Source organism: Streptomyces sp. NPDC085900 (assembly GCF_044540925.1).
GTDB lineage: Bacteria > Actinomycetota > Actinomycetes > Streptomycetales > Streptomycetaceae > Streptomyces > Streptomyces gilvifuscus.
In genome coordinates this window covers 87,293-107,982 of sequence record NZ_JBITSP010000016.1, presented here as the reverse complement: position 1 = coordinate 107,982, position 20,690 = coordinate 87,293, and the positions used below count along the sequence as shown (strand labels likewise).

At 71.7% G+C, this 20,690-nt stretch carries 19 protein-coding genes; 13 read left to right on the top strand and 6 right to left on the bottom strand.

From position 1 onward, the window contains the following. Window position 1 precedes the first annotated feature (1 nt). The 4 genes from ACIGDI_RS38910 to ACIGDI_RS38895 form a co-directional block, all read right to left on the bottom strand. Window positions 2-1,570 (bottom strand): FAD-dependent oxidoreductase, encoded by a 1,569-nt coding sequence (locus tag ACIGDI_RS38910; protein WP_399906942.1) that lies wholly within the window; start codon window positions 1,568-1,570, stop codon window positions 2-4. Continuing rightward, window positions 1,567-2,298 carry a methyltransferase domain-containing protein gene (locus ACIGDI_RS38905; RefSeq protein WP_399906940.1) on the bottom strand — a complete coding sequence of 244 codons (732 nt, stop codon included), beginning with the start codon at window positions 2,296-2,298 and terminating at the stop codon, window positions 1,567-1,569. Before ACIGDI_RS38905 ends, ACIGDI_RS38910 begins: the two co-directional genes overlap by 4 nt. A gap of 42 nt (window positions 2,299-2,340) precedes the next feature. Further along, window positions 2,341-3,534, bottom strand: a complete 1,194-nt coding sequence (locus tag ACIGDI_RS38900; RefSeq protein ID WP_399906938.1) for a lycopene cyclase family protein — start codon at window positions 3,532-3,534, stop codon at window positions 2,341-2,343. Between the two features lie 79 nt (window positions 3,535-3,613). Next, window positions 3,614-4,213, bottom strand: coding sequence for a sigma-70 family RNA polymerase sigma factor (locus tag ACIGDI_RS38895; RefSeq protein ID WP_399906937.1), 600 nt, complete (start codon window positions 4,211-4,213; stop codon window positions 3,614-3,616). Window positions 4,214-4,551: 338 nt separating this feature from the next. Between ACIGDI_RS38895 and ACIGDI_RS38890 the strand changes: the two genes are divergently transcribed. The 10 genes from ACIGDI_RS38890 to ACIGDI_RS38845 all read left to right on the top strand — a co-directional run bounded on the left by ACIGDI_RS38890 (window position 4,552) and on the right by ACIGDI_RS38845 (window position 14,865). Then, on the top strand, window positions 4,552-5,793 hold the full coding sequence (locus ACIGDI_RS38890; protein WP_399906935.1) for a polyprenyl synthetase family protein: 1,242 nt from the start codon (window positions 4,552-4,554) through the stop codon (window positions 5,791-5,793). Continuing rightward, window positions 5,790-7,334 carry a phytoene desaturase family protein gene (gene crtI / locus ACIGDI_RS38885; RefSeq protein ID WP_399906933.1) on the top strand — a complete coding sequence of 515 codons (1,545 nt, stop codon included), beginning with the start codon at window positions 5,790-5,792 and terminating at the stop codon, window positions 7,332-7,334. Before ACIGDI_RS38890 ends, crtI begins: the two co-directional genes overlap by 4 nt. Then, window positions 7,331-8,356, top strand: coding sequence for a phytoene/squalene synthase family protein (locus ACIGDI_RS38880; protein ID WP_399906931.1), 1,026 nt, complete (start codon window positions 7,331-7,333; stop codon window positions 8,354-8,356). The genes crtI and ACIGDI_RS38880 overlap by 4 nt, the downstream gene beginning before the upstream one ends. After that, window positions 8,353-9,348 carry a DUF5914 domain-containing protein gene (locus ACIGDI_RS38875; protein ID WP_399906929.1) on the top strand — a complete coding sequence of 332 codons (996 nt, stop codon included), beginning with the start codon at window positions 8,353-8,355 and terminating at the stop codon, window positions 9,346-9,348. The genes ACIGDI_RS38880 and ACIGDI_RS38875 overlap by 4 nt, the downstream gene beginning before the upstream one ends. A gap of 125 nt (window positions 9,349-9,473) precedes the next feature. Beyond that, window positions 9,474-9,644, top strand: coding sequence for a DUF5670 family protein (locus ACIGDI_RS38870; RefSeq protein ID WP_142148582.1), 171 nt, complete (start codon window positions 9,474-9,476; stop codon window positions 9,642-9,644). A 157-nt stretch (window positions 9,645-9,801) separates the two neighbouring features. Continuing rightward, window positions 9,802-10,689, top strand: coding sequence for an oxygenase MpaB family protein (locus ACIGDI_RS38865; RefSeq protein ID WP_399906927.1), 888 nt, complete (start codon window positions 9,802-9,804; stop codon window positions 10,687-10,689). A gap of 79 nt (window positions 10,690-10,768) precedes the next feature. Beyond that, window positions 10,769-11,638, top strand: a complete 870-nt coding sequence (locus tag ACIGDI_RS38860) for an alpha/beta fold hydrolase (RefSeq protein ID WP_399906925.1) — start codon at window positions 10,769-10,771, stop codon at window positions 11,636-11,638. Window positions 11,639-11,692: 54 nt separating this feature from the next. Then, window positions 11,693-12,799, top strand: a complete 1,107-nt coding sequence (locus ACIGDI_RS38855) for an AI-2E family transporter (protein WP_399906923.1) — start codon at window positions 11,693-11,695, stop codon at window positions 12,797-12,799. A gap of 180 nt (window positions 12,800-12,979) precedes the next feature. Further along, entirely contained in the window at window positions 12,980-13,858 is an 879-nt protein-coding gene (locus tag ACIGDI_RS38850; RefSeq protein WP_399906921.1) for an SDR family oxidoreductase, read from the top strand. 116 nt (window positions 13,859-13,974) lie between these two features. Next, window positions 13,975-14,865 carry a hypothetical protein gene (locus ACIGDI_RS38845; protein ID WP_399906919.1) on the top strand — a complete coding sequence of 297 codons (891 nt, stop codon included), beginning with the start codon at window positions 13,975-13,977 and terminating at the stop codon, window positions 14,863-14,865. An 81-nt stretch (window positions 14,866-14,946) separates the two neighbouring features. Here ACIGDI_RS38845 and ACIGDI_RS38840 read toward each other — a convergent pair whose 3' ends face one another. Both ACIGDI_RS38840 and ACIGDI_RS38835 read right to left on the bottom strand, forming a co-directional pair. Then, window positions 14,947-16,488 (bottom strand): lysyl oxidase family protein, encoded by a 1,542-nt coding sequence (locus ACIGDI_RS38840; protein ID WP_399906916.1) that lies wholly within the window; start codon window positions 16,486-16,488, stop codon window positions 14,947-14,949. Between the two features lie 217 nt (window positions 16,489-16,705). After that, the gene (locus ACIGDI_RS38835; RefSeq protein WP_399906914.1) at window positions 16,706-18,274 is read right to left on the bottom strand and encodes an MFS transporter; all 1,569 of its coding nucleotides are present in this window, start codon (window positions 18,272-18,274) and stop codon (window positions 16,706-16,708) included. A gap of 120 nt (window positions 18,275-18,394) precedes the next feature. On the opposite strand from ACIGDI_RS38835, the gene ACIGDI_RS38830 reads away from it, so the two are divergent. The 3 genes from ACIGDI_RS38830 (at window position 18,395) to ACIGDI_RS38820 (ending at window position 20,590) form a co-directional block, all read left to right on the top strand. Beyond that, window positions 18,395-18,994: a helix-turn-helix domain-containing protein gene (locus tag ACIGDI_RS38830; protein ID WP_399906912.1), complete on the top strand. Its 600-nt coding sequence runs from the start codon at window positions 18,395-18,397 to the stop codon at window positions 18,992-18,994. 241 nt (window positions 18,995-19,235) lie between these two features. Beyond that, window positions 19,236-19,898: a glycoside hydrolase family 11 protein gene (locus tag ACIGDI_RS38825; protein ID WP_272178943.1), complete on the top strand. Its 663-nt coding sequence runs from the start codon at window positions 19,236-19,238 to the stop codon at window positions 19,896-19,898. After that, complete coding sequence (locus ACIGDI_RS38820; protein ID WP_399906910.1) at window positions 19,895-20,590, top strand: polysaccharide deacetylase family protein; 696 nt, start codon at window positions 19,895-19,897, stop codon at window positions 20,588-20,590. The genes ACIGDI_RS38825 and ACIGDI_RS38820 overlap by 4 nt, the downstream gene beginning before the upstream one ends. Window positions 20,591-20,690: the final 100 nt, after the last annotated feature.

Genomic DNA, 20,690 nt, shown 5'->3' with positions numbered 1-20,690 from the left:
CTCACGGGCGCGGCGCGGCACCCTGCCCGCGAGCCGCGAGAGTGCGCAGCAGTCGGCTGCGGCCGCGGTCGGGCACGGTCCACAGCGGGTGGCCACGTACGCCCCAGGATTCCAGCAGGGCGTTGGCCGCCATGAATCCACTGGTGGCGGCCCGTTCCATGAGGGCGACCGGCAGGTCCGTGCGCACCAGATCGCCCGCGAGGACCAGGCCGCTGTGCGGGGTGCGCACGCCCGGGCGGTCGTCGTAGCCGCCGACGGGGAACAGCGGGCAGTCCTGGCGCCATTCGTGGCGCTCGTCGAGGATCCGCGCGTTCCGGGTCTCGGGATAGACGCGCCACAGCTCCTCGATCAGCCGCTTCGCCTCCACCTCGGGGTCGCCGTCCTCGGGCAGCGCGTAGCCGTGCAGTTCCACCACGGAGCCTCCGGTACGGCAGGCCCAGCGGGCGGCCTCGCCCTCCCAGCGCTCCAGCACACTGACGTTGTCCAGCGGCCCGTATCCGGCCGTGCCCAGGAACCCGGGCCGGCGGCGGTCCACGGGCCGGTCCAGCCAGAGGCGGGAGACGAGGAACGGGGGCGCGGTGCGCAGTCGGTGGACGCGGTCGCGCCAGGCGGTGTCGCCGAGCCCGGGCGAGCGGCCGACCAGCGAGCGCAGCCCGGGAGTGTCGAGGGCCAGGACGACCGTGTCGTGCCGTGTCGCCCGCCGGTCGGCGAGGACCGTGAAGGCGCCGTCCTCGGTGGGCGTGACCTGTTCGACGGGCGTCGAGGTGCGCAGCGTGGCCCCGTGCCCGCGCAGGTAGTCCCCCAGGGGTTCCCACAGGGCGGTCGGGAAGGGCTCCCGGGGCACGTCGAAGAGCAGTCCCTCGGCGCTGCCGAGGAAGTAGATGTGGAACATCAGGACCATCTCGGCGGCCGACAGCTGCCGGGGGTCGGCGAAGAAGCTGCGCGAGAAGACCTCGAAGGCGAGGTGGCGTGCGGCCTGCGGGAAGCGCAGGGACGCGAGGAAGTCGTGGGCGCTGACGGCGTCGAGGCGGTCGTAGACCTCGGGGACGCGGACGTCGAGCAGCGGCAGTGCCGCGACGGGGTTCATGCGGACCAGGTCCCGCGAGCGGAAGGACGGGCTGAGCGCGACGAAGCCCAGTGCGCTCAGCGGCGGGGTGCGCGGGACCCTGCGGAAGCTGTCGTGCAGTCCGGCGCCGTGTCGCAGGGGGTAGTCCGGCAGGCCGGTGAAGCCGGCCAGGGTCGGGTCGGTACGGCTCAGCAGGCCGCGCAGGTTGTAGTACTGGCGGAAGAACGCGTGGAAGCCGCGGCTCATGGTGGCGGTGGAGCCGTCGTACAGCTCGACCGGCCAGCCGCCCACGCGGCCGCCCAGGTAGGGCTCGCGTTCGTACAGCGTCACGTCGACACCGCGTTCGGCCAGTGCCGTCGCGGCGGCCAGCCCCGCGATGCCGCCGCCCACCACGGCGGTACTGCGGGGTGGTCCGCCGACCCTGGCCGAGCCGGCCGGCGGGGGCAGGTACACGGCGCGCCGGTCGCGGCCGGGGCGGGCGGTGTGCGCCCTGGGGCCGGTCATCGCGCGACCCTCGCCGTGGCGTCGGCGCGCCGGCCGACGACGGTGTGGGTGATGCCGGTCTGCCAGCCGGGCAGCGGCAGCGCTCGTACCTGGTCGAACCCGTTGGCGCGCAGGCGGTCGGCGAAGGCGTCGACGGTGTCGAAGTCGACGACGCTGCGCCACAGGTGGCGGTACAGCTCACCGTCCCCCAGCGCGGAGGCGACGGGCAGTACCAGCCCCCGGCACACGGCCGTCCACACCGCGCGGTGGACCGGGCGGCCGCTGAGCGTGTACTCGTGCACGGCGAGCCGCCCGTGCGGGGCGAGCAGGTCGTGGACGGTCGCCAGAACGGCGTCGGGGTCCGAGACGTTGCGGAAGAGGTAGGCGGCGAACACCGCGTCGAAGGGGCCCTCGACGCCCGCCTCGGCGAGGCGTTCCGCCGGGGCGCACACGAACCTGACGTTCGTCGGCCAGGGCTTGGCCGCGGCGCGCTCCAGCATTCCGGCGGAGGCGTCCACGGCCGTGATGTCGGCGCCGGGCAGGGCGGCGCGGAGGGCGGCGGTGGACGCGCCCGTGCCGCAGCCGAGGTCGAGGACGCGCAGTCCGGTGCCGGGGCGGGGCAGGCCCAGTCTGCGGGCCGAGCGGCGCAGATGCGCGTGGTAGCCGGGGTTGGCGGCCACCAGCGTGTCGTACGACTGCGCCGCATGGTCGAACGCGGTGGCCAGGTCCGCGTCGCGCAGCAGGGTCATGCGTTCTCCAGGGTCGGTGGGGCGGGCGGGGCGCACCGCGGTTCAGGAACCGGTGAAGGGGCGCCGGGGCAGCAGCGGGACTTCCGCGGCCGCGCGGAGCATGGGCAGGACGGGGGTGTGCAGGCCGATGCCCAGATCCTCGGGCAGCCGGGTCGTGCCGTCCAGGAAGCGCAGCAGGCGGGCCATGGGTACGCGGGCGAACAGGCCCGAGAAGAAGGCGGCGCCGTCCACCAGACCGCTGTCGAGCGCGTGCAGCAGTACGGCGTCCATGGCGCGCGAGCGCGCCGAGTGGGCTTGCGGCGGCACCGGACGGCGCCCGCGGCGCAGGGCGGCGGCCACGCCCGCGGTCTGTCGTTGCAGGCCGGCGAAGGTGTAGCCGGTCGAGGGCCGGGTGGCTCCTCCCGCCGCGCCGATCCGGAAGACGGACGGCGCCGTCTGACGCGCGAACGGGGCGTCGGTCATGGGGATGACACCGGTCTCGGTCCCGACGACCTCGTAGTCCTTCAGACCGAGCACCGAGTCGGTGTAGTGGCTCAGCGCGGCGTCGTAGGCGTCCTTCGACAGGACGGCCGGGGAGAACTCCGTGTACTCCACGAGTGCCTGCCGGGTGCCGGTGGGCAGGACGTAGGCGAAGGACAGGCCCTTGGCGGGCTGGGCCGTGCGGAAGTCCATGAGTTCGGCCCTGGACGGGTCGAAGGCCGGGCGGTCGGTGCGCAGGAACCAGCCGCGGAAGTGCTGCAGCAGGGTGGTGCGGGCCGCGGGCAGGCTGCCGGGGGGACGCGAGTCGAACACCCAGCGAGCCCGCACGGACCGCTCCCGCCCGTCCGCCGCGTGTGCGTGGATCTCGGCGCCCTGCGGAAGTGCCTCCACGTGGTCGACCGTCGCTTCGAGGCGCTCGACGCGGCCGCTGCGTTCGAGGTCGCGGCCGACCAGGGCCTCGAAGTCCTCCGAGCGGATCATCTTGTAGCTCAGCGGCGCGATGTCGTCCTCGATGGGGTCTCCGGTGGGCGGGTGCACGCGCAGGTGCCGCCACGAGGCGGTCAGGGCGGCGTCGTAGCGGCCGCGGCCCGCTTCCCAGAAGCACCAGGTCCGCTGGGGCGGCCGCAGTGGGCCGGGCGGGGCGTCCAGCAGGATCGCGGACAGGGGGCGGCCGCCGGCCAGGGGTCGGGACAGACGGTGGGCCAGGGAGAGCCCCGCCGCTCCGGCTCCGATGATGGCGACCTCCGCCTCGAGCACGACCGCCTCAACCCCTCTCGTGTCACTTGGTCGGACTGACGACAACATTCCCGGAGCGGTACCCCTGCGGATGCGATGGTCACCCGCTTGCGAGGGGTGAATTTTCGGCGTCGTCCGTGTCGAGGCGGCGGGCGAGGCGGTGCAGCCCGCGGCGGACGTGGCTCTTGACGGTCCCCAGCGGCCATCCGGTGAGCTGGGCGATCTGGGTCTGGGTCAGGTCGTCGTGGAAGGCGAGGTTGAGCACGCGACGCTGCGGGGCGGGCAGCCGTGACAGTTCGTCGTCCAGGAGCACCCGGTCGAGCGACGCCTCCGGCCGCACCGTCTCCTGGTGGGCCGTCACCAGCAGTCTGGCGCCCGCGGCGGCGACGAGTTCGGAGCGCCGGGTGCGGGCCGCGAGCGCGTCGGCGATCTTGCGGCGCGTGATGCCCACGAGCCAGCCCGGCAGGGTGCCGCGCTCGGGGGCGAAGCCGGCGCGGCCCCGCCACGCCGCGAGGAACACCATCTGGGTGACGTCCTCCGCGTCCCTGGCGTCTCCCAGGGAGCGCTTGGCGAGGCCGTACACGAGCGAGCGCCAGCGGTCGTGGACGACCTCCAGGCATGCCTCGTCTCCGGCGAGGAACCCGTCGACGAGTTCGGCGTCGTCGAAGAGGTCTGCGCGGGTCTGGGGGGCGGTCGTCATGACTACTCCTCTGCTTCGCCAGGTGGCCGCCTGGAGCGACTGTGACCACTCCACCCTCCGAAATCGATGCAGCGAGGACAACTTGCATCGTCTGTGCGTCGAAACATACGTCATGCCGCGCACGGCCATCCGTGTCACATCCGCGAACAAGACCCCTGTATGCGCCGTCACACCAGCTCATCGGCGAGTAGATGTGTTCGCGTAAGCACACAGTTCAAGGACCTGCCATCTCTCCGCGTCGTTTCCCGGGCCGCGCCGCATCCGTCCTGCCGACCCGGCCCGAACCGTTGACGACGAAGCCAGCTCTGATCACGAGGATCTCGATGACGGGAACCGGCATGAGCCCCAGCACGGCACAGGAACACCGCCCGCACGGCACTCGGCGGCACAGCGCACATCCGACCGGATCGGACGCTCTGCGCGCCGTGGACGCGGACGTGCCCGGTGCCGTACGCGGTGTGCTCGCCGAACTGCTCGCCCGGCGGCTCACGGCGGCCGAAGCCGTCGACCCGCTCTTCGCCCGGGACCTGGCCGCCCGGGTCGCGCGCTTCACGGAGGACGGCGGCAAGTTCAGCCGCTCCCGTCTGGTGTGGTGGGGGATGCGAGCCTGCGGCGGGGACCAGTCGGTGCTGCGCGCGACCCTGCGCATCGGCGCCGCCCTGGAGCTGATCCAGACCTGCGCGCTCGTCCACGACGACGTGATGGACGACGCGCCGGTGCGCCGCGGACGCCCCTCACTGCACGCCGAGATAGCGGACCGGTACGCGAACGAGACCTCCGCCCCGCGCGCCGCCCGTCTGGGCCACGCCTCCGCGATCCTCGCCGGCGATCTCGCCCTGGCCTGGGCCGACGACGTAGTGGCGGACACCGAACTGTCCCGGGCCACCGCGCGCGAGGTACGGGACCTGTGGCGCGCCATGCGCATGGAGATGGTCGCCGGGCAGTACCTGGACGTCCACGGCGAGGCGACCTCGGCGCGGTCGCTCTCCCGGGCGATCCGCGCCGCCTGCCTGAAGAGCGCCCTGTACTCCGTGGAGCGCCCGCTCGCCCTGGGGGCCGCGCTGGCGGGAGCCACCCCCACCACGACCCGTGCCCTGTGCTCTGCCGGCCGCTGCGTCGGCATCGCCTTCCAGCTGCGCGACGACCTCCTCGACGTCTACGGCGACCCCCGCGACACCGGCAAACCCCCGGGCGGCGACATCCGCAGCGGCAAACCCACCTACCTCGCCGCCGTTGCCCAGGCGCGGGCCGAGACCGCGGGCGACCGGCACGCCCTCGCCGTCCTGCGCGACACGCTCGGCCGAGCTGACCTCTCCGACGCCGAACTGGCCGCCGTACGCGAGGTGTTCGAGGTCACCGGGGCACGCGCCACCGTCGAGGCCAAGATCGACCGGCTCGTGGCCCAGGGTCTGCGCCATCTGGACGGCGCCCTGCTCGCGCCGGATGCCGGGAACAGGCTCCGCGCGCTGCTGCGCTCCGCGGCCGGGACACCACCGCCGGAGACGCCCGACGCCGCCCCGGACGACGTCGTCCCCGTATCCCTGTCGCTGACCACCACGGACGAAGGGGCCCGCCGATGACCCGAACCGTTCCCGGGCGCACCGACCACGTCGTCGTCGTGGGCGCCGGCCTGTCGGGGCTGGCGGCCGCCCTGCACCTGCTCGGCGCCGGCCGCCGGGTCACCGTGGTGGAGCGCGACGACGTTCCCGGTGGCCGCGCCGGTCGCCTGGTGCGCCACGGCTACCACATCGACACCGGTCCCACCGTGCTGACCATGCCCCACCTCGCCGACGAGGCCTTCGCCGCCGTCGGCGAGAGCCTGCGCGACCGCGTCGACCTGGTGCCGTTGCACCCGGCCTACCGGGCGCGGTTCGCCGACGGAAGCACACTGGACGTCCACACCGACGCCGAGGCGATGGAGGCGGAGGTCGAACGCTTCGCCGGCGCGCGCGAGGCCGCCGGATACCGCAAGCTGCGCGTCTGGCTCGAGAAGCTCTACCGGGCGCAGCTGCGACGCTTCATCGACGTCAACTTCGACTCCCCGCTGCAACTGCTCACCCCCGACCTCGCCCGGCTGGCCGCACTCGGCGGATTCGGCCGTCTGGACGCACGTATCGGCCGCTTCCTCGACGACGAGCGACTGCGCCGGGTCTTCTCCTTCCAGTCGCTGTACGCGGGCGTGGCGCCCGAGCGCGCCCTCGCCGCCTACGCCGTCATCGCCTACATGGACACGGTGGCCGGCGTGTACTTCCCGCGCGGCGGCATGCACGCCCTCCCCCGGGCCATGGCGGACGCCGCCGAGGCGGCGGGAGCCGACCTGCGATTCGGCCAGACCGTCACCCGTCTGGAGCGGTCCGGCGACCGCGTCACGGCCGTCGTCACCGAGGAGGACCGGATCCCCTGCGACGCCGTGGTCCTCACGCCCGACCTGCCGATCACCTACCGCCTGCTCGGACACGCCCCCAAGCGGCCTGTGTCGCTGCAGTTCTCCCCCTCCGCCGTGATCCTGCACGCCGGCACCGACCGCACCTGGCCGTGGCTGGCCCACCACACGATCTCCTTCGGCGGAGCATGGAAGCGCACCTTCCACGAACTCACCCGGACGGGCCGTCTGATGAGCGATCCCTCCCTGCTCATCACCCGCCCCACCACCACCGACCCCACGCTCGCGCCACCCGGCCGGCACCTGCACTACATCCTCGCCCCCTGCCCGAACACCCGACTGGGACCCAGCGCGACCGACTGGGGCGACCTGGCCGCCGACTACCGGCACGACCTGCTCACGGAACTCGACCGGCGCGGCCTGGACGGCATCGCCTCCTCGATCGAGGAACAGTGCCTGGTCACCCCGGCCGACTGGCACGCGCAGGGGCACGCGGCCGGCTCCCCCTTCTCCGCCGCCCACACCTTCGCCCAGACCGGGCCGTTCCGGCCGCGCAACCTGCCGCGCGGCACGGTCAACGCGGTCCTCGCCGGGTGCGGCACCACGCCGGGAGTCGGCGTGCCGACCGTGCTGCTGTCGGGGAAGCTGGCCGCGGCGCGCATCACCGGCGGCGTGGGCTCTGCTCGCGCCGGTGCCCGTCCGCGGCCCGCGGCCCGCCGGGAAGGGAGGCCCGCGTGACGAACCGCGAACTCGACGCAGCCGGCATCACCGACCCCGGCCTGCGCCAGGCGTACACCCAGTGCCGGCAGCTCAACGCGCGGCACGGCAAGACGTACTTCCTCGCCACCCGGCTGCTGCCGGTGCAGCGCAGGTCCGCCGTGCACGCCCTGTACGGATTCGCCCGCTGGGCCGACGACATCGTCGACACCCTCGACCCGGCCGCCACCGACCAGGACCGCCGAGAGCAACTGACCCGTCTGCAGCAGGAGCTCAGGACCGGACTGCGCGACGGCGACAGTACCGAGCCCGTCGTCCGTGCCCTGGCCGACACCGCTCGCCGGTACGCCATCGACCATCGCCACTTCACCGACTTCATGGCCGCGATGCGCGCCGACCTCGACGTCACCGACTACGCCACCTACGCGGACCTGCGCCGCTACACGTACGGCTCGGCCGAGGTGATCGGGCTGCAGATGCTCCCGGTGCTCGGCACGGTCGTGCCGCGCGAGGAAGCGGCACCCCACGCTGCGGCACTGGGCGTGGCCTTCCAGCTGACCAACTTCCTGCGGGACGTCGGCGAGGACCTCGACCGCGGCCGGGTGTACCTGCCCGCCGACCTGCTGGCCGCACACGACGTGGACCGGCAGCTGCTGCGCTGGAGCCGGGACACCGGACGCCCCGACCGCCGCATCACCGCCGCCCTGCGGGACTTCGCGGACCTGACCCGCCGGGTCTACGACGAGGCGGCCCCCGGCCTGGCCATGCTCGAACCGGTCTCACGGCCCTGCATCCGCACGGCGTTCGTCCTCTACGGCGGGATCCTGGACGCCGTCGCCGAGGACGGCTACCGCTCGGTGCAGCGCCGGGCGGTGGTCTCCCGCCGCCGACGCGCCACCGTCGCCCTCGACGGCCTGACCCGCGTGGCCGTCGCCCGGCTGCGCAGTCGGCCGACCCCCGTCACCGGCCCGCCCCCGCACCCCGCGCCGCCCACACCGGCGGCCACGCCCACGCCCGCGCCGACGCCCGAGAAGGTCACATGAAACCGCGCCGCTACCCCCTTGCCCTGCGGCGGAACGCACCACGCTGGGAGAAGCAGCAGCCCACCTGGCGTCAGGCCCGTCCCGGCGCCATCGCCCAGGCCCTCAAACGGGCCCAGGCCCGACCTTCCGGGAACTGGTACGTCCTCGGCGCGACCCGCGACGTACGCGAGGACCGGCCCCTGTCCGGCACGGTGGCCGGACAGGAGGTCGTGGTGTGGCGCGCCGCCGACGGGCGGCTCGTGGCGGGCCCCGGCATCTGCCCGCACCTGGGCGCGCCGCTCGCCGAGAGCCCGGTGCGCTGCGGCACGCTCGTGTGCCACTGGCACGGCATGGCCCTGAAGGGCACGCCGTTCGCCGGATGGGACCCGGTGCCGGTGCACGACGACGGGGTCCTGGTCTGGGTGCGCTTGGACGCGGTCGGCGGCGAGGCACCGCTGGAGGCACCCGTCGTCCCCGCCCGCCCCCGGCTGTCGGGTGCCGTCGCCGCCGTGTACAGCGGCATCGGGGTCTGCGAACCCGAGGACATCGTCGCCAACCGGCTCGACCCCTGGCACGGAGCCTGGTTCCACCCGCACTCCTTCGTGGACCTGACGGTGGCCGCGGCGCCCGGCGCCGACGCGTCGGACGACGACGGGTTCACCGTCGACGTCTCCTTCAAGGTCGCCGGACGGCTCGTCGTACCGGTACAAGCGGTGTTCACCAGTCCCGAGCCGCGCACGATCGTCATGCGCATCACCGAGGGCGAGGGCAGCGGCTCGGTCGTCGAGACACACGCCACGCCCCTGGGGCCGGACGAGCGGGGGCGGCCGCGCACCGCCGTGGTGGAGGCGGTCGTGGCCTCCTCGGAGCGTCCGGGCTTCGCCGTGGCCCGCACGGCGGCCCCGCTGCTGCGCCGGTTCATGGTGTCGGCCGCCGGCCGGCTGTGGCGGGAGGACCTGGCCTATGCGGAGCGCCGTTGGCTGCTGCGCTCCACCGGCCGCTTTCCCGGCTGAGACCCCACAGGAGCGCTCGTGCGAAAACAGAGCGAATTCCCGGCCGAGTCCGGATCAAACAGCTTTGAATTCCCTGCGTAAGGCGCATCTTCCGGGGCACATGAAGCGCCGGAGGTGTTCAACAAATGGTTCCTTTGCTTCTTGTTCTGCTGCTTGCTCTGATTCTTTTCGGTGCCGGTTTCGCACTCAAGGCACTCTGGTGGATCGCGGTCATCGTCCTGGTGTTGTGGCTGCTGGGATTCGTGGTCCGGCCGGCCGGAAACGGCGGCCGCAGGGGCCGCTGGTACCGCTGGTAGAGAGAGCGGCAAGACAGAGCGGGTCCGCGGCTGCACAGCCGACGGGCCCGCTCGGCCGTTCTCCGACGTCCCTCCCGTTCCATCCGCCCCCGCCGCCCTCCGACACTGGAGACTCCGCACCACACCGCACAGCGACCGAGAGAAGGGCCCTCGGCTGATGAGACTCATCCCCCTCGGCGGCCCCGGTCTGCGACAGCAGCTGGGCCAAGGCCTTTTCACCCGTGTCGCCGGCCCCGACGGCCCGCGCAACCGCGCCCGTATCCACGGCACCCCGGGACCGCGCTGGTTCGGCCCGGAGCGGCCCATCCGCCGGGTGCACGGGGACGCCTCGATGTTCATCGGCGGGCTGTCCGCCCTGCTGCTGCAGTCCCTGCACCCGCACGCCATGGCGGCCGTCGCCGCCCACTCCGGCTACCGCGGTGACCCGTGGGGCCGGCTGCAGCGCACCAGCACGTTCCTCGCCACGACCACCTTCGGCACGGTCGAGCACGCGCAGGAGGCCTGCGCCCAGGTCAGGGCGGTGCACGAACGCGTCCGGGGCCGCACACCGGACGGCGACCCCTACCATGCCGCCGATCCCCATCTGCTCGGCTGGGTGCACGCCGCCGAGGTCGACAGTTTCCTGCGCGCACACCAGCGCTTCGGCACCGCTCCCCTGTCCGACGAAGGCTGCGACGGCTACATCGCCGACACCGCACGCATCGCTGCCGAGCTGGGAGTACTCGACCCGCCCCGCGACCGCGCGGAACTCGCGCGCCTGCTCGACGCCTACCGCCCGGAGCTGCGCGCCTCCCCGCAGGCCAGGGAGGCCGCCCGCTTCCTGCTGCTCAACCCGCCCGTCCCGCTCGCCGCCCGGCTTCCCTACGGTGTCCTGGCCGCCAACGCCGTCTCCCTGCTGCCCGACTGGGCCGCCCGCGAACTGCGCCTGCCCAGGCTGCCGTTGGTCGACGAGTGGTGCGTCCGGCCGCTGGGGCAGGCCGTCACCTCGGCGGTGCGCTGGGCCATGGCACCCTCGCGACCGGCGACGGCCTCGTCCGCGAGCTGACGGCCGCGCCGGGTCGTGTGCTCCACGGTCTCCGGGGTACCGGGGAGGCTCGGTCGGCAGGAGGCGGGAGGCCACAGCCTTGTTCGAGGACTTCGAGACCAGGCAGGTGGACATCGGCGAGTCATCGGCGTTCGTCCGTCACGGCGGCCAGGGGCCGGCGGTGGTACTGCTTCACGGCCATCCCCGCACGTCCGCGACCTGGCACCGGGTCGCGCCGCGCCTGGTCCGGCGCGGCTTCACCGTGGTCTGCCCCGACCTGCGGGGATACGGCCGGTCGACCGGCCCGGCGCCCACCGCGGACCACGCCGGGTACTCCAAGCGCGCCGTCGCCGGGGACGTGGTCGCGGTGATGCGCGCCCTGGGCCACGACCGGTTCGCGCTCGCCGGGCACGATCGCGGAGGCGCCGTCGCACTGCGGCTGGTCCTCGACCATCCCGACGTCGTCACGCGCGTGGCACTGATCGACTGCCTGCCCATCACGGAGCACCTGTCGCGTGTCACGGCCGAGTTCGCCACGCAGTGGTGGCACTGGTTCTTCTTCGCGCAGCCGGACATACCCGAGCGCGTCATCAACGCCGATCCCGACAGCTGGTACCGCGGCGACCCGCACCGGATGGGACGCGAGAACCACGACGAGTGGCGGGCGGCCATGCGGAATCCCGACGTGGTGCGGGCCATGCTGGAGGACTACCGGGCCGGGCTCACCATCGACAGGCGGCACGAGGACGAGGACCGCGCCGCCGGGGTACGCATCCGGTGCCCCGCCCTGATCCTGTGGTCGCTCCAGGACGACCTGGAAGACCTCTACGGTGACCCGCTGAAGATCTGGCAGCAGTGGGCGGCGGACGTCCGCGGCCACGGCATCGACTCCGGGCACCATGTCGCCGAACAGGCCCCTCAGGCCCTCTCGTCCTCACTGGCGGACTTCTTCGCCGGGCGGACCGAGTAGGACGTACTACGGCACCGGCCGTTTCCCGCACCGAGTGCCGGGCACCCATTGGCCATGGAAACGCGTCCCGTTCCGGTACGCACCATTCTCGCCGCCATCGGTCTGGTGCTCGCTGCCTACGTCGCACTGCAACTGGTGGTGCAGACCCGCCAGGTCCTGGTGTGGATCGTGATCGCGCTGTTCTTCGCCGTGGCCCTGTACCCGGCGGTCGACGCGCTGGAGCGGCGGGTCCCGCGCTGCCGGCGTGCGGTGGCCACGTTGCTGGTCTTCCTGCTCACGTTCGTGCTCGTCGTCGGCCTGGTGGCGCTCTTCGTCACCCCGCTGGCCCAGGAGGGCAGCCGGCTCGCCGGCCGGCTGCCGCAGCTCGTCGAGGACGCCCGCGCCGGTCGCGGCCCGGTCGGGGACCTGCTGGAGCGCACCCGTGCCCTGCGCTACGCCCAGCAGCACCGCGGCCAGATCCGCACCTTCGCCACCGGGCTGGGCACACCCGCCCTGGCGTTCGTCCGCAGCGCGGCGACCACCGTGGCAGGCGCCGTCACCATCTTCGTCCTGGCGTATCTGATGGTCCTCGAAGGGCCCAAGGTCGTCCAGGGTGTGCTCGCCCTGACCGACGAGAGCCGCGGCGCGCGCATCCGCCGTGTGGGCGCCGAGTGCGCCCGCACCGTCAACGGCTACCTGACCGGGAACCTGCTGATCAGCGTCATCTGCGGTGTCCTGACCTATGTGATGCTGCTCATCGCCGGAGTGCCGTTCGCCGGACTGCTCGCCCTCTTCGTCGCCATCGCCGACCTCATTCCCCTCGTGGGGGCCACGCTGGGCGCCGTCGTCGCCTCGCTCGCGGCATTCATCCATTCCCTGCCCGCCGGCATCGCCGCCATCATCTTCTTCGTCGTCTACCAGCAGGTCGAAAACCATCTCCTGCAGCCGGTCATTCTGTCCCGGACGGTGAAACTCAATCCGCTCACCGTTCTTGTCGCGATTCTGCTGGCCGTCGAGATCGCGGGAATCCTCGGAGCCCTGCTCGCCATTCCCGTCGCCGGAATGATCCAGGTCATCCTTCGCGACATCTGGGCCCACCGCGAAGGCGGGCAGCTGAAGCTGCCCATGCGGGGCGACGAGAACCACGAGAGGCCCGTCCGGGCCGTCAGCGACGCCGACTAGCCGGTCCCGGCCGGTCGTCGGGCGTCGTACGAGACGTGGCGCGTGGCGAACCGGACGGCCCTGGACGCTCGGCGATCTCCGGTGTGGTCCGCGCCGGTCCGGGTACTTGGGCGGACCGCAGAACGGGATTCACGCCGGGCGTCCTATCGGCGTCGCGGCGGCACATGAGGAGGACGAACCGTGGCCGAGCCGCAGCACCCCACGCATCAGCACCCGCAGCCCGACTTCCCCTCCCAGGACCAGCCGCATCCCGGCTGGACCGGACCGATGGACCCGCCTCCGGACCACGGGGAGGAGTCCTACCGGGGCAGCGGCCGCCTGGCGGACCGCAAGGCCGTGGTCACGGGCGGGGACTCCGGAATCGGCCGCGCGGTGTGTCTGGCCTTCGCCCGCGAGGGCGCCGACGTCCTCTTCACCTATCTGGAGGATGAGAAGGACGAGGCCCGGGAGACGGCACGGTTGGTCGAGGAGGCCGGGCAGCGCGCCCTGCCGGTCGCCTGCGACATCCGCGAGGAGGACAACTGCCGGGCTCTCGTTGACCAGGCGGTGGGCGAGTTCGGCCGCATCGACGTCCTGGTGAACAACGCGGCCTACCAGATGTCTCAGCCGGACGGCATCGAGGCCATCTCCACCGAGCAGTTCGACCGGGTGCTGCGCACCAATCTCTACGGCATGTTCTGGCTGACGAAGTTCGCGGTGCCACACATTCCGGAGGGCGGCAGCGTCATCAACTCCACGTCCGTGCAGGCGTACAAGCCCAGCCCGCATCTGCTGGACTACGCCATGACCAAGGGCGCGATCGTCACCTTCACCCAGGGACTGGCCCAGATGCTGATCGACCGTGGCATCCGCGTCAACGCGGTGGCCCCGGGCCCGGTCTGGACTCCCCTGATCCCGGCGACGATGCCGGACACCGCGGAGTTCGGCAAGCAGTCCCCGATCGGCCGCCCGGCGCAGCCGGCGGAGATGGCCCCGGCCTATGTGTTCCTCGCCTCCCAGGAGGCGTCCTTCATCACCGCCGAGATCGTCAATGCCACCGGCGGAACACCGCTGCCGTAGCACCGCCTTCGCTGCCCGCGTCACCCCGGCCCCTCGGCCGGGGTTTCGTCCATGCCGGTCCTGGTACCGGAGGGCCGAAGGAACAACACCGATGCCTCGATCAGGAGTTGAGCCGAATGAAGCGGTCCTTACCCGCATCCCGTCTGACCGTGTGGGGCACCTCCACCCTTGTGTCCGTCGCACTGCTGGCGGGATGCGGCAACGACGGCGGGAAAGCTGCGAGCGGCGCTGAAGAACCTGCCTCGAAGGGCAGTACACAGCAGTCGCCGGCGCGGGTCGTGCAGGCGACCAACGCGAAGACCACGCAGGCGAAGACCGCTCGTATCACGCTGGCGACCACCGTCTCCGCCGGCTCCGACAACGAGACGATCACCGGTTCGGGCGTGCTCGATCTCCGCAACGGCACGAGTCGCATGCGGATGGGCCAGGGCAGCCGGCAGCTCGAACAGCGCGTCGTCGACCGCGTCCTGTACGAGAAGCCTCCGGCGACCGGCGGGCAACTCCCCAAGGGCAAGAGCTGGATGAAGGTCGACCTGCGCCGGCTCGACACCTCGCGGAGCGGCGGTGGCGCCGCGATGAGCGACCCGGCCGACTCCTTCGCCTTCACCAAGTCCCTTTCCGAGAAGGAGGTGCGCAAGCTGGGCGAGGAGACGGTGAACGGCGTGTCCACCACGCACTACCGCGTCGGCCTCGATCTCTCCAAGCTGGCCAAGGGCGACTCGGCGCAGGAGCGTAGGCTCCGCGAACGACTCGGGGACAGCGTGCCCGTGGACCTCTGGATCGACAAGGACGGGCGCACCCGTCGCCAGCAGATCCAGATGACGGTCAAGAACTCCGCGCGGACGTCAGGCTCCAGTGCCTTCCCCCGCCAGGCCCACGCGAAGGTCGTCATGAACTTCAGCGACTTCGGCACCGCCGTGCACGTCACCGCTCCCCCGGCCGGCCAGACCGTCGACGTCACCGCCAAGGTGTCCCAGCAGACGGGGACCGGCACAAAGGCGAACTGACCGTCCCGTTCGCCGGGCCCGATACCGTCCGGAAGGTCGGGCGGCCCCGCTGGACCGCCCGACCCGGGTGCGCCCGTCGGATCAGGGCGCGTCGACCAGACCGTAGGCCGGCACGGTCACCGTGCGGGCGCCGGTCGTGCCGCCCAGGACGACCTTGCGCAGGGAGACGTTGTTCGTGGTGCTGGTCTCCTTGAGCCGGTGGTCCGGGTTGGCGATGACCTGGATGTAGTACGTGCCGTTCGGCAGGCCGGTGACGTCGAACGACTGGCCGGGACGGATCTGGCTGTAGGTGTCGCCGTTGCCGACGTCCAGGACCTCCCGCACGGACACCGAGTTCTCCTCACCGCACGCGGTGGCGAGGTCGGTGTTGTACGGGTGCCAGTTGGCGTTCTTCACCGTGTAGTCGATGGCGTCGGTGTTGGCCAGGCAGAACGCCTCCTTGCCGCTGCGGACGATCTCCTTCTTGTCCGCGCCCAGCAGCCGGTAGCTGGCGAAGTCGTGGAAGTGCCAGTGCTGGTGGCCCTCCCTGGGGTCCCATTCCATGCTGCCGGTGGGCGTGTACCCGACCTGCTTGCCGTTGGTGTCGTAGAAGTACTGGTAGGCGTCCATCGTGTCGGCGCCGGGCTTGCGGAAGCCGTCGACGACCAGCGGGGAGGGGCCGCCGTTCCACACCGTGGCGCCGAAAGCGAGGTAGTCCTTGCCCGCGGCCGCGCCCACGCCGCCGTCGGAGCCGTCGTTGATGGAGATGCCGTACGCCGGCAGGGCCCGCAGGTCGGGCTTGGGCAGGGAGGCCGCGTCGGTGCGGGCGCCGGTCGGCCCGTGCTTGTTGGGCTTCAGCACATGGGAGGCCGCGCCCGTGGAGGACTTCCCCTTCACCTCGCCGTCGGCGGCGCGGGTGCGCGGGGCCACGCCTGCGCCGCCGTCGCCGGCGTCCTGCACGGTCACCTTGATCGTCTGCGGTTGGTCCGCCATGCCGAAGAAGTCGCGGTACTTCTTGGCCACGCGCACCGTCGCCGTGTACTCACCTGCGGCGAGGTCCGCGGGCCCGCTGCTCCAGCCCTGGCTGACACCGGACGCCCAGCCCTGCTCGGTCCCCCACACCCCGCCGAGGGTGAAGGGGTTGTCCGAGCAGCCGCCGGGGTAGCGGGAGGTCGCCGGGGCGTCCGGGCGGATGCGTCCGGCCCGGTCGTTCGGGCAGAAGGCCTGCTTCGTGCTCAGCACCTGCTTGCCCGCGGCGTCGGTGAGCGTGACGTCGAGGAACCCGGGCAGGCCCGTGAAGTCCTTGACCATGCCGGCCGGAAGGGTCTTGGCGTGTGTCGTACCGCCGCTGCGGGTGATCTGCTGGGCGACGACGGGGTCGTTGTAGGACTTGCGGGTGACCCTGAACTCCAGGGCCGCCTTGTCGACGGTGATGTAGGTCCCCAGGTCCAGGTAGACGCCCGGGTCCCCTCGCCACCGTTCGAGGGTCACGGACTTGGACGCGGCGATCAGTTTGAGTTTCGGGGCGACGGGTGTCGCCGCTCCGGCGGTGGGAGCGACTCCGGCCGCGGTGGCGGCCATGGTGAGCGTCGCGGCGGTGACGATCGCCGAACGACCTAACGTGCTTCTGTGGTACGTGGTCATCGATTCCTCGTTCACAAGTGCCTGACGGCATCTGGCGGATGGTGAGGCGCGGCAGAATCTGTGTGCCATATGTGAACAGTGCTACGAGGGCGGGTTGGTTGCCTCACCGCGCCCACCAACTGCCATGGCAACGAGTCCAGTTCACGTGGTTACCGATTCGGCCGGGCAACGGTCGGCGGGCCCGGGCCGACCGCCGGGCCCGCACCGCAACTCCTGCTCAGGCGGCGGTGGTTCCCGCCGGTTCCGCCTCGTCCTCGGCTGCGGGGACCGGCCGTTGCGGGCCCCGCGCGAGGATGTACAGCAACAGGGCGCCCATGACCGCGACGCCGACCCACATGGCCCGCTGCCATCCGTCGACGAAGGATTCCCGCGCGGCACGGACCAGGCCCTGGGCGTGGGGGCCTGCCGTGCGGGAGACGTCGACGGCGTTGGCGATCCCCTCGCGGGCGGTGGCGGCGGTGTCGTCGGGCACGTTGTCCAGCCGGGTGTCGATGGCGCTTCGGTATCCGGCGGACAGCAGTGCGCCGAGCACGGCGACACCGAGTGCGGTGCCGAGTTCGCGGGTCACGTCGTTGAGCGCGGACGCCACGCCTTGGCGCTCAGAGGGCAGCGCGCTGGTGATGGCCTCCGTGGAGGGTGTCATCGACAGCCCCATGCCGGCGCCCATGGCCAGCATGCCGGGCAGAACAGAGAGGTAGCCGCCGTCCACGGAGACGACGGCCGCCATCAGGGCGAGACCGGCGCCGGCCAGGGCGATACCGCAGGCCATGGTCGCCCTGGCGCCGATCCGCTCGGCCAGCCGAGGGGCGAGGCCGGACGTCGCCATCATGAGTACGGCCATGGGCATCAGCGCCACGGTGGACAGCAGCCCGGACCAGCCCAACACCTCCTGGAAGAAGGGGAAGAGGACGACGAAGATCCCTGCCTGTACCCCGAAGACTGCCAGCAGCGTGATCGAGCCACCGGCCAGTCGGCGCTCACGGAACAGACGTACGTCAAGGAGCGCGGCACCACCGCGTCGCAGTTCCCGGATCACGAAGGCGAGGGTGGCGAAGGCGCCGACGCCGAGGCCGAGCAGGGTCGCGGGCGCGCTCCAGCCCCGCTCGGGCCCTTCCTGCAGGCAGAAGATGAGTCCGACCACGGCGACGACGGAGGTCAGCGCGCCGGTGGTGTCGAAGGAGTGCGGGGTCGCCTCACGGGAGTTGGGAACGGACCGCAGAGCCATGGCGAGAGCCACGACGACGAGGACGACGGGCAGGACGAACAGCCGACGCCAGTTCGCCACGTCGACCAGAGCGGCGGAGAGGAACATGCCCACGATGCCGCCCCCTCCGGCGACGCCGGTCCACACACCGATCGCCCGGCCGCGTTCCTCCTCGGGGAACGTGGACGTGATGACGGCAAGGGTGATCGGCATGATCATCGCCGCGCCGACACCGCTGACCAGCCGCGCGGCGAGCATGACGCCGGCGGACGGGGCCAGCCCGGCGACGGCTGCGGCGAGACCGAAGAGGATCAGACCGGTCACGAGCACGGGCTTGCGCCCCAGACGGTCGCCGAGGGCACCGAGCGGCAGGAGAAGCGCGGCCAGAGTCAGGGTGTAGATGTTGATGATCCACAGGACGGTGCTCTGCGAGGCCCCGAGGTCGACGGCGAGAGCCGGCTGGGCGACGTTGAGTCCCGAGACCGAGGCGACGACGGCCATCAGCGCGACGCACACGGCGATCAGGATCGTGCGGCGCTGTCTCGCATCCGGTGCGGTCGCCGGGGACTGGATCGGGTTCATGGATACCTCGTGAATAGGGCGTACGGAGATCGGCGCTGGTCCGGGCGCGGGAGGAGACCCGGACACAGGCTCGGGGACGACCGTAGGCACGCCTTGCGCAGTAGGCATACGATGTTGCGCATGACGCAAGAAGATGGCGAGCTGGACAGCCTCGTACGCAAACGGATCCGCGCCCTGCGGGTGGCGCAGGGCTGGTCCCTGGAGGAGCTGGCCATTCGGGCCAACGTCAGTCAGTCCACTCTCAGCCGTATCGAGAACGGCCGACGCCGCCTGGCGCTGGACCAGTTGGTCACCCTGGCCCGCGCCCTGGACACCTCGCTCGACCAGCTGGTCGAGACGGCCTCGGACGACGTCGTGTCGAGCCCGGTGATCGACGCCACCCACTCCCTGATGCGCTGGCCGATCAAGGCCGATCCCGGGATGACCGTCGTGCGTCAGCGCATGACCGACCCCCCGCCGGACAGTCCCTCACGCATGCGCGCGCACCCCGGCCGCGAATGGCTCGTCGTGCTGTCCGGGACCGCGATCCTGCTGCTGGGCAACCGTCGCCTTCGGATCGAGACCAACCAGGCCGCCGAATTCCCGACCATGCTGCCGCACGCCATCGGCGCCGAGGGCGGACCGTGCGAGATCCTGGGCATCTTCGACCGCGACGCGCGACGCGGCCACCAGCGCGGCGAAAACGTCAGAGGGACAGACGGGGACGACCGGCCCAGCTAGGACTTCCAGCCGCGCGGACCGCCGATTTCCGACCGGAAGTAGTTCGAAACATTCGATTGATCAATTCCTCCGAGTTGATCAATTTCAGCATCCCGATTCTTGGCTAAAAGTCATCTGACCGTAGCGAATCAATGCCGAATGTTTCGAAATAATCACCGAAAGTATTGACGCTTGACGGGTGCAGGCCAAAACTGGCGGACCGAACCACAACCCGGCCTCTATGGACGAGGAGGATCCGCACATGACGCACGAGTTCACCCGCAGGGGCGTCGGCGCCCTGCTGCTGGGCGGCGCGGCCGCGCTGGCACTGCCCGGTACCGCCAGGGCCGCCACCGTCGTCACCACCAACCAGACCGGCACCGACAACGGCTTCTACTACTCGTTCTGGACGGACGCCCAGGGCACGGTCTCCATGACCCTGAACTCCGGCGGCAACTACAGCACCAGCTGGCGCAACACCGGCAACTTTGTCGCCGGCAAGGGCTGGAGCACCGGCGCCCGCAGGAACGTCACGTACTCGGGCAGCTTCAACCCGTCCGGCAACGGCTACCTGTCGCTGTACGGCTGGACGTCCAACCCGCTGGTCGAGTACTACATCGTCGAGAACTGGGGCACCTACCGGCCCACGGGAACGTACAAGGGCACCGTCAGCAGCGACGGCGGCACCTACGACATCTACCAGACGACCCGGTACAACGCCCCGTCCGTCGAAGGCACCAAGACCTTCAACCAGTACTGGAGCGTGCGCCAGTCCAAGCGCACGGGCGGCACCATCACCACCGGCAATCACTTCGACGCCTGGGGCCGGGCCGGGATGCCGCTCGGCAGCTTCAAGTACTACATGATCCTGGCGACGGAGGGATACCAGAGCAGCGGCAGCTCCAACATCACGGTGTCGGGATGAGCGGCGCGACCCGGCACTCGCACCACCCCGTGACGACGGCCCTCACGGCCGTCACGCTGGCCGCCGCGGCCACCCTCGCCGTCCAGACCACACACGCCGTTCCGGCCCGGGCCGCGAGCTGCAACGGCTATGTCGGCCTCACCTTCGACGACGGCCCGTCCGGCAACACACCCAACCTGCTCAACGCGCTCAAGCAGAACGGCCTGCGGGCCACGATGTTCAACGAGGGCCAGTACGCGGCCGCCAACCCGGCCCAGGTCAGGGCCCAGGTAGCCGCCGGCATGTGGGTGGGCAACCACAGCTACACCCACCCGCACCTGACCACGCTGAGCCAGGCGCAGATCGACTCCGAGATCTCGCGCACCCAGCAGGCCATCTCGGCGGCGGGCGGCGGTACGCCCCAGCTCTTCCGGCCGCCGTACGGCGAGACCAACTCCACGGTCCGGGCCGTGGAGGCCAAGTACGGCCTGACCCAGATCATCTGGGACGTGGACTCGCAGGACTGGAACGGCGCCAGTACGGACGCCATCGTGGCGGCCGCCGGACGCCTGACCAACGGCCAGGTGATCCTGATGCACGACTGGCCGGCCAACACGGTCGCCGCGATCCCGCGCATCGCACAGGGACTCGCCGCCCGCGGCCTGTGCGCGGGGCGGATCTCGCCGCAGACCGGCCGCGCCGTAGCACCCTGAACGCACCCGTAGTACGCGGCGACCGCGCATCGGAAGCAGTGGCGTCCGTCCCCGACGTCTCCGATGCGCGGTCGCCGCGCATGCCGGGGACATCGTCTCG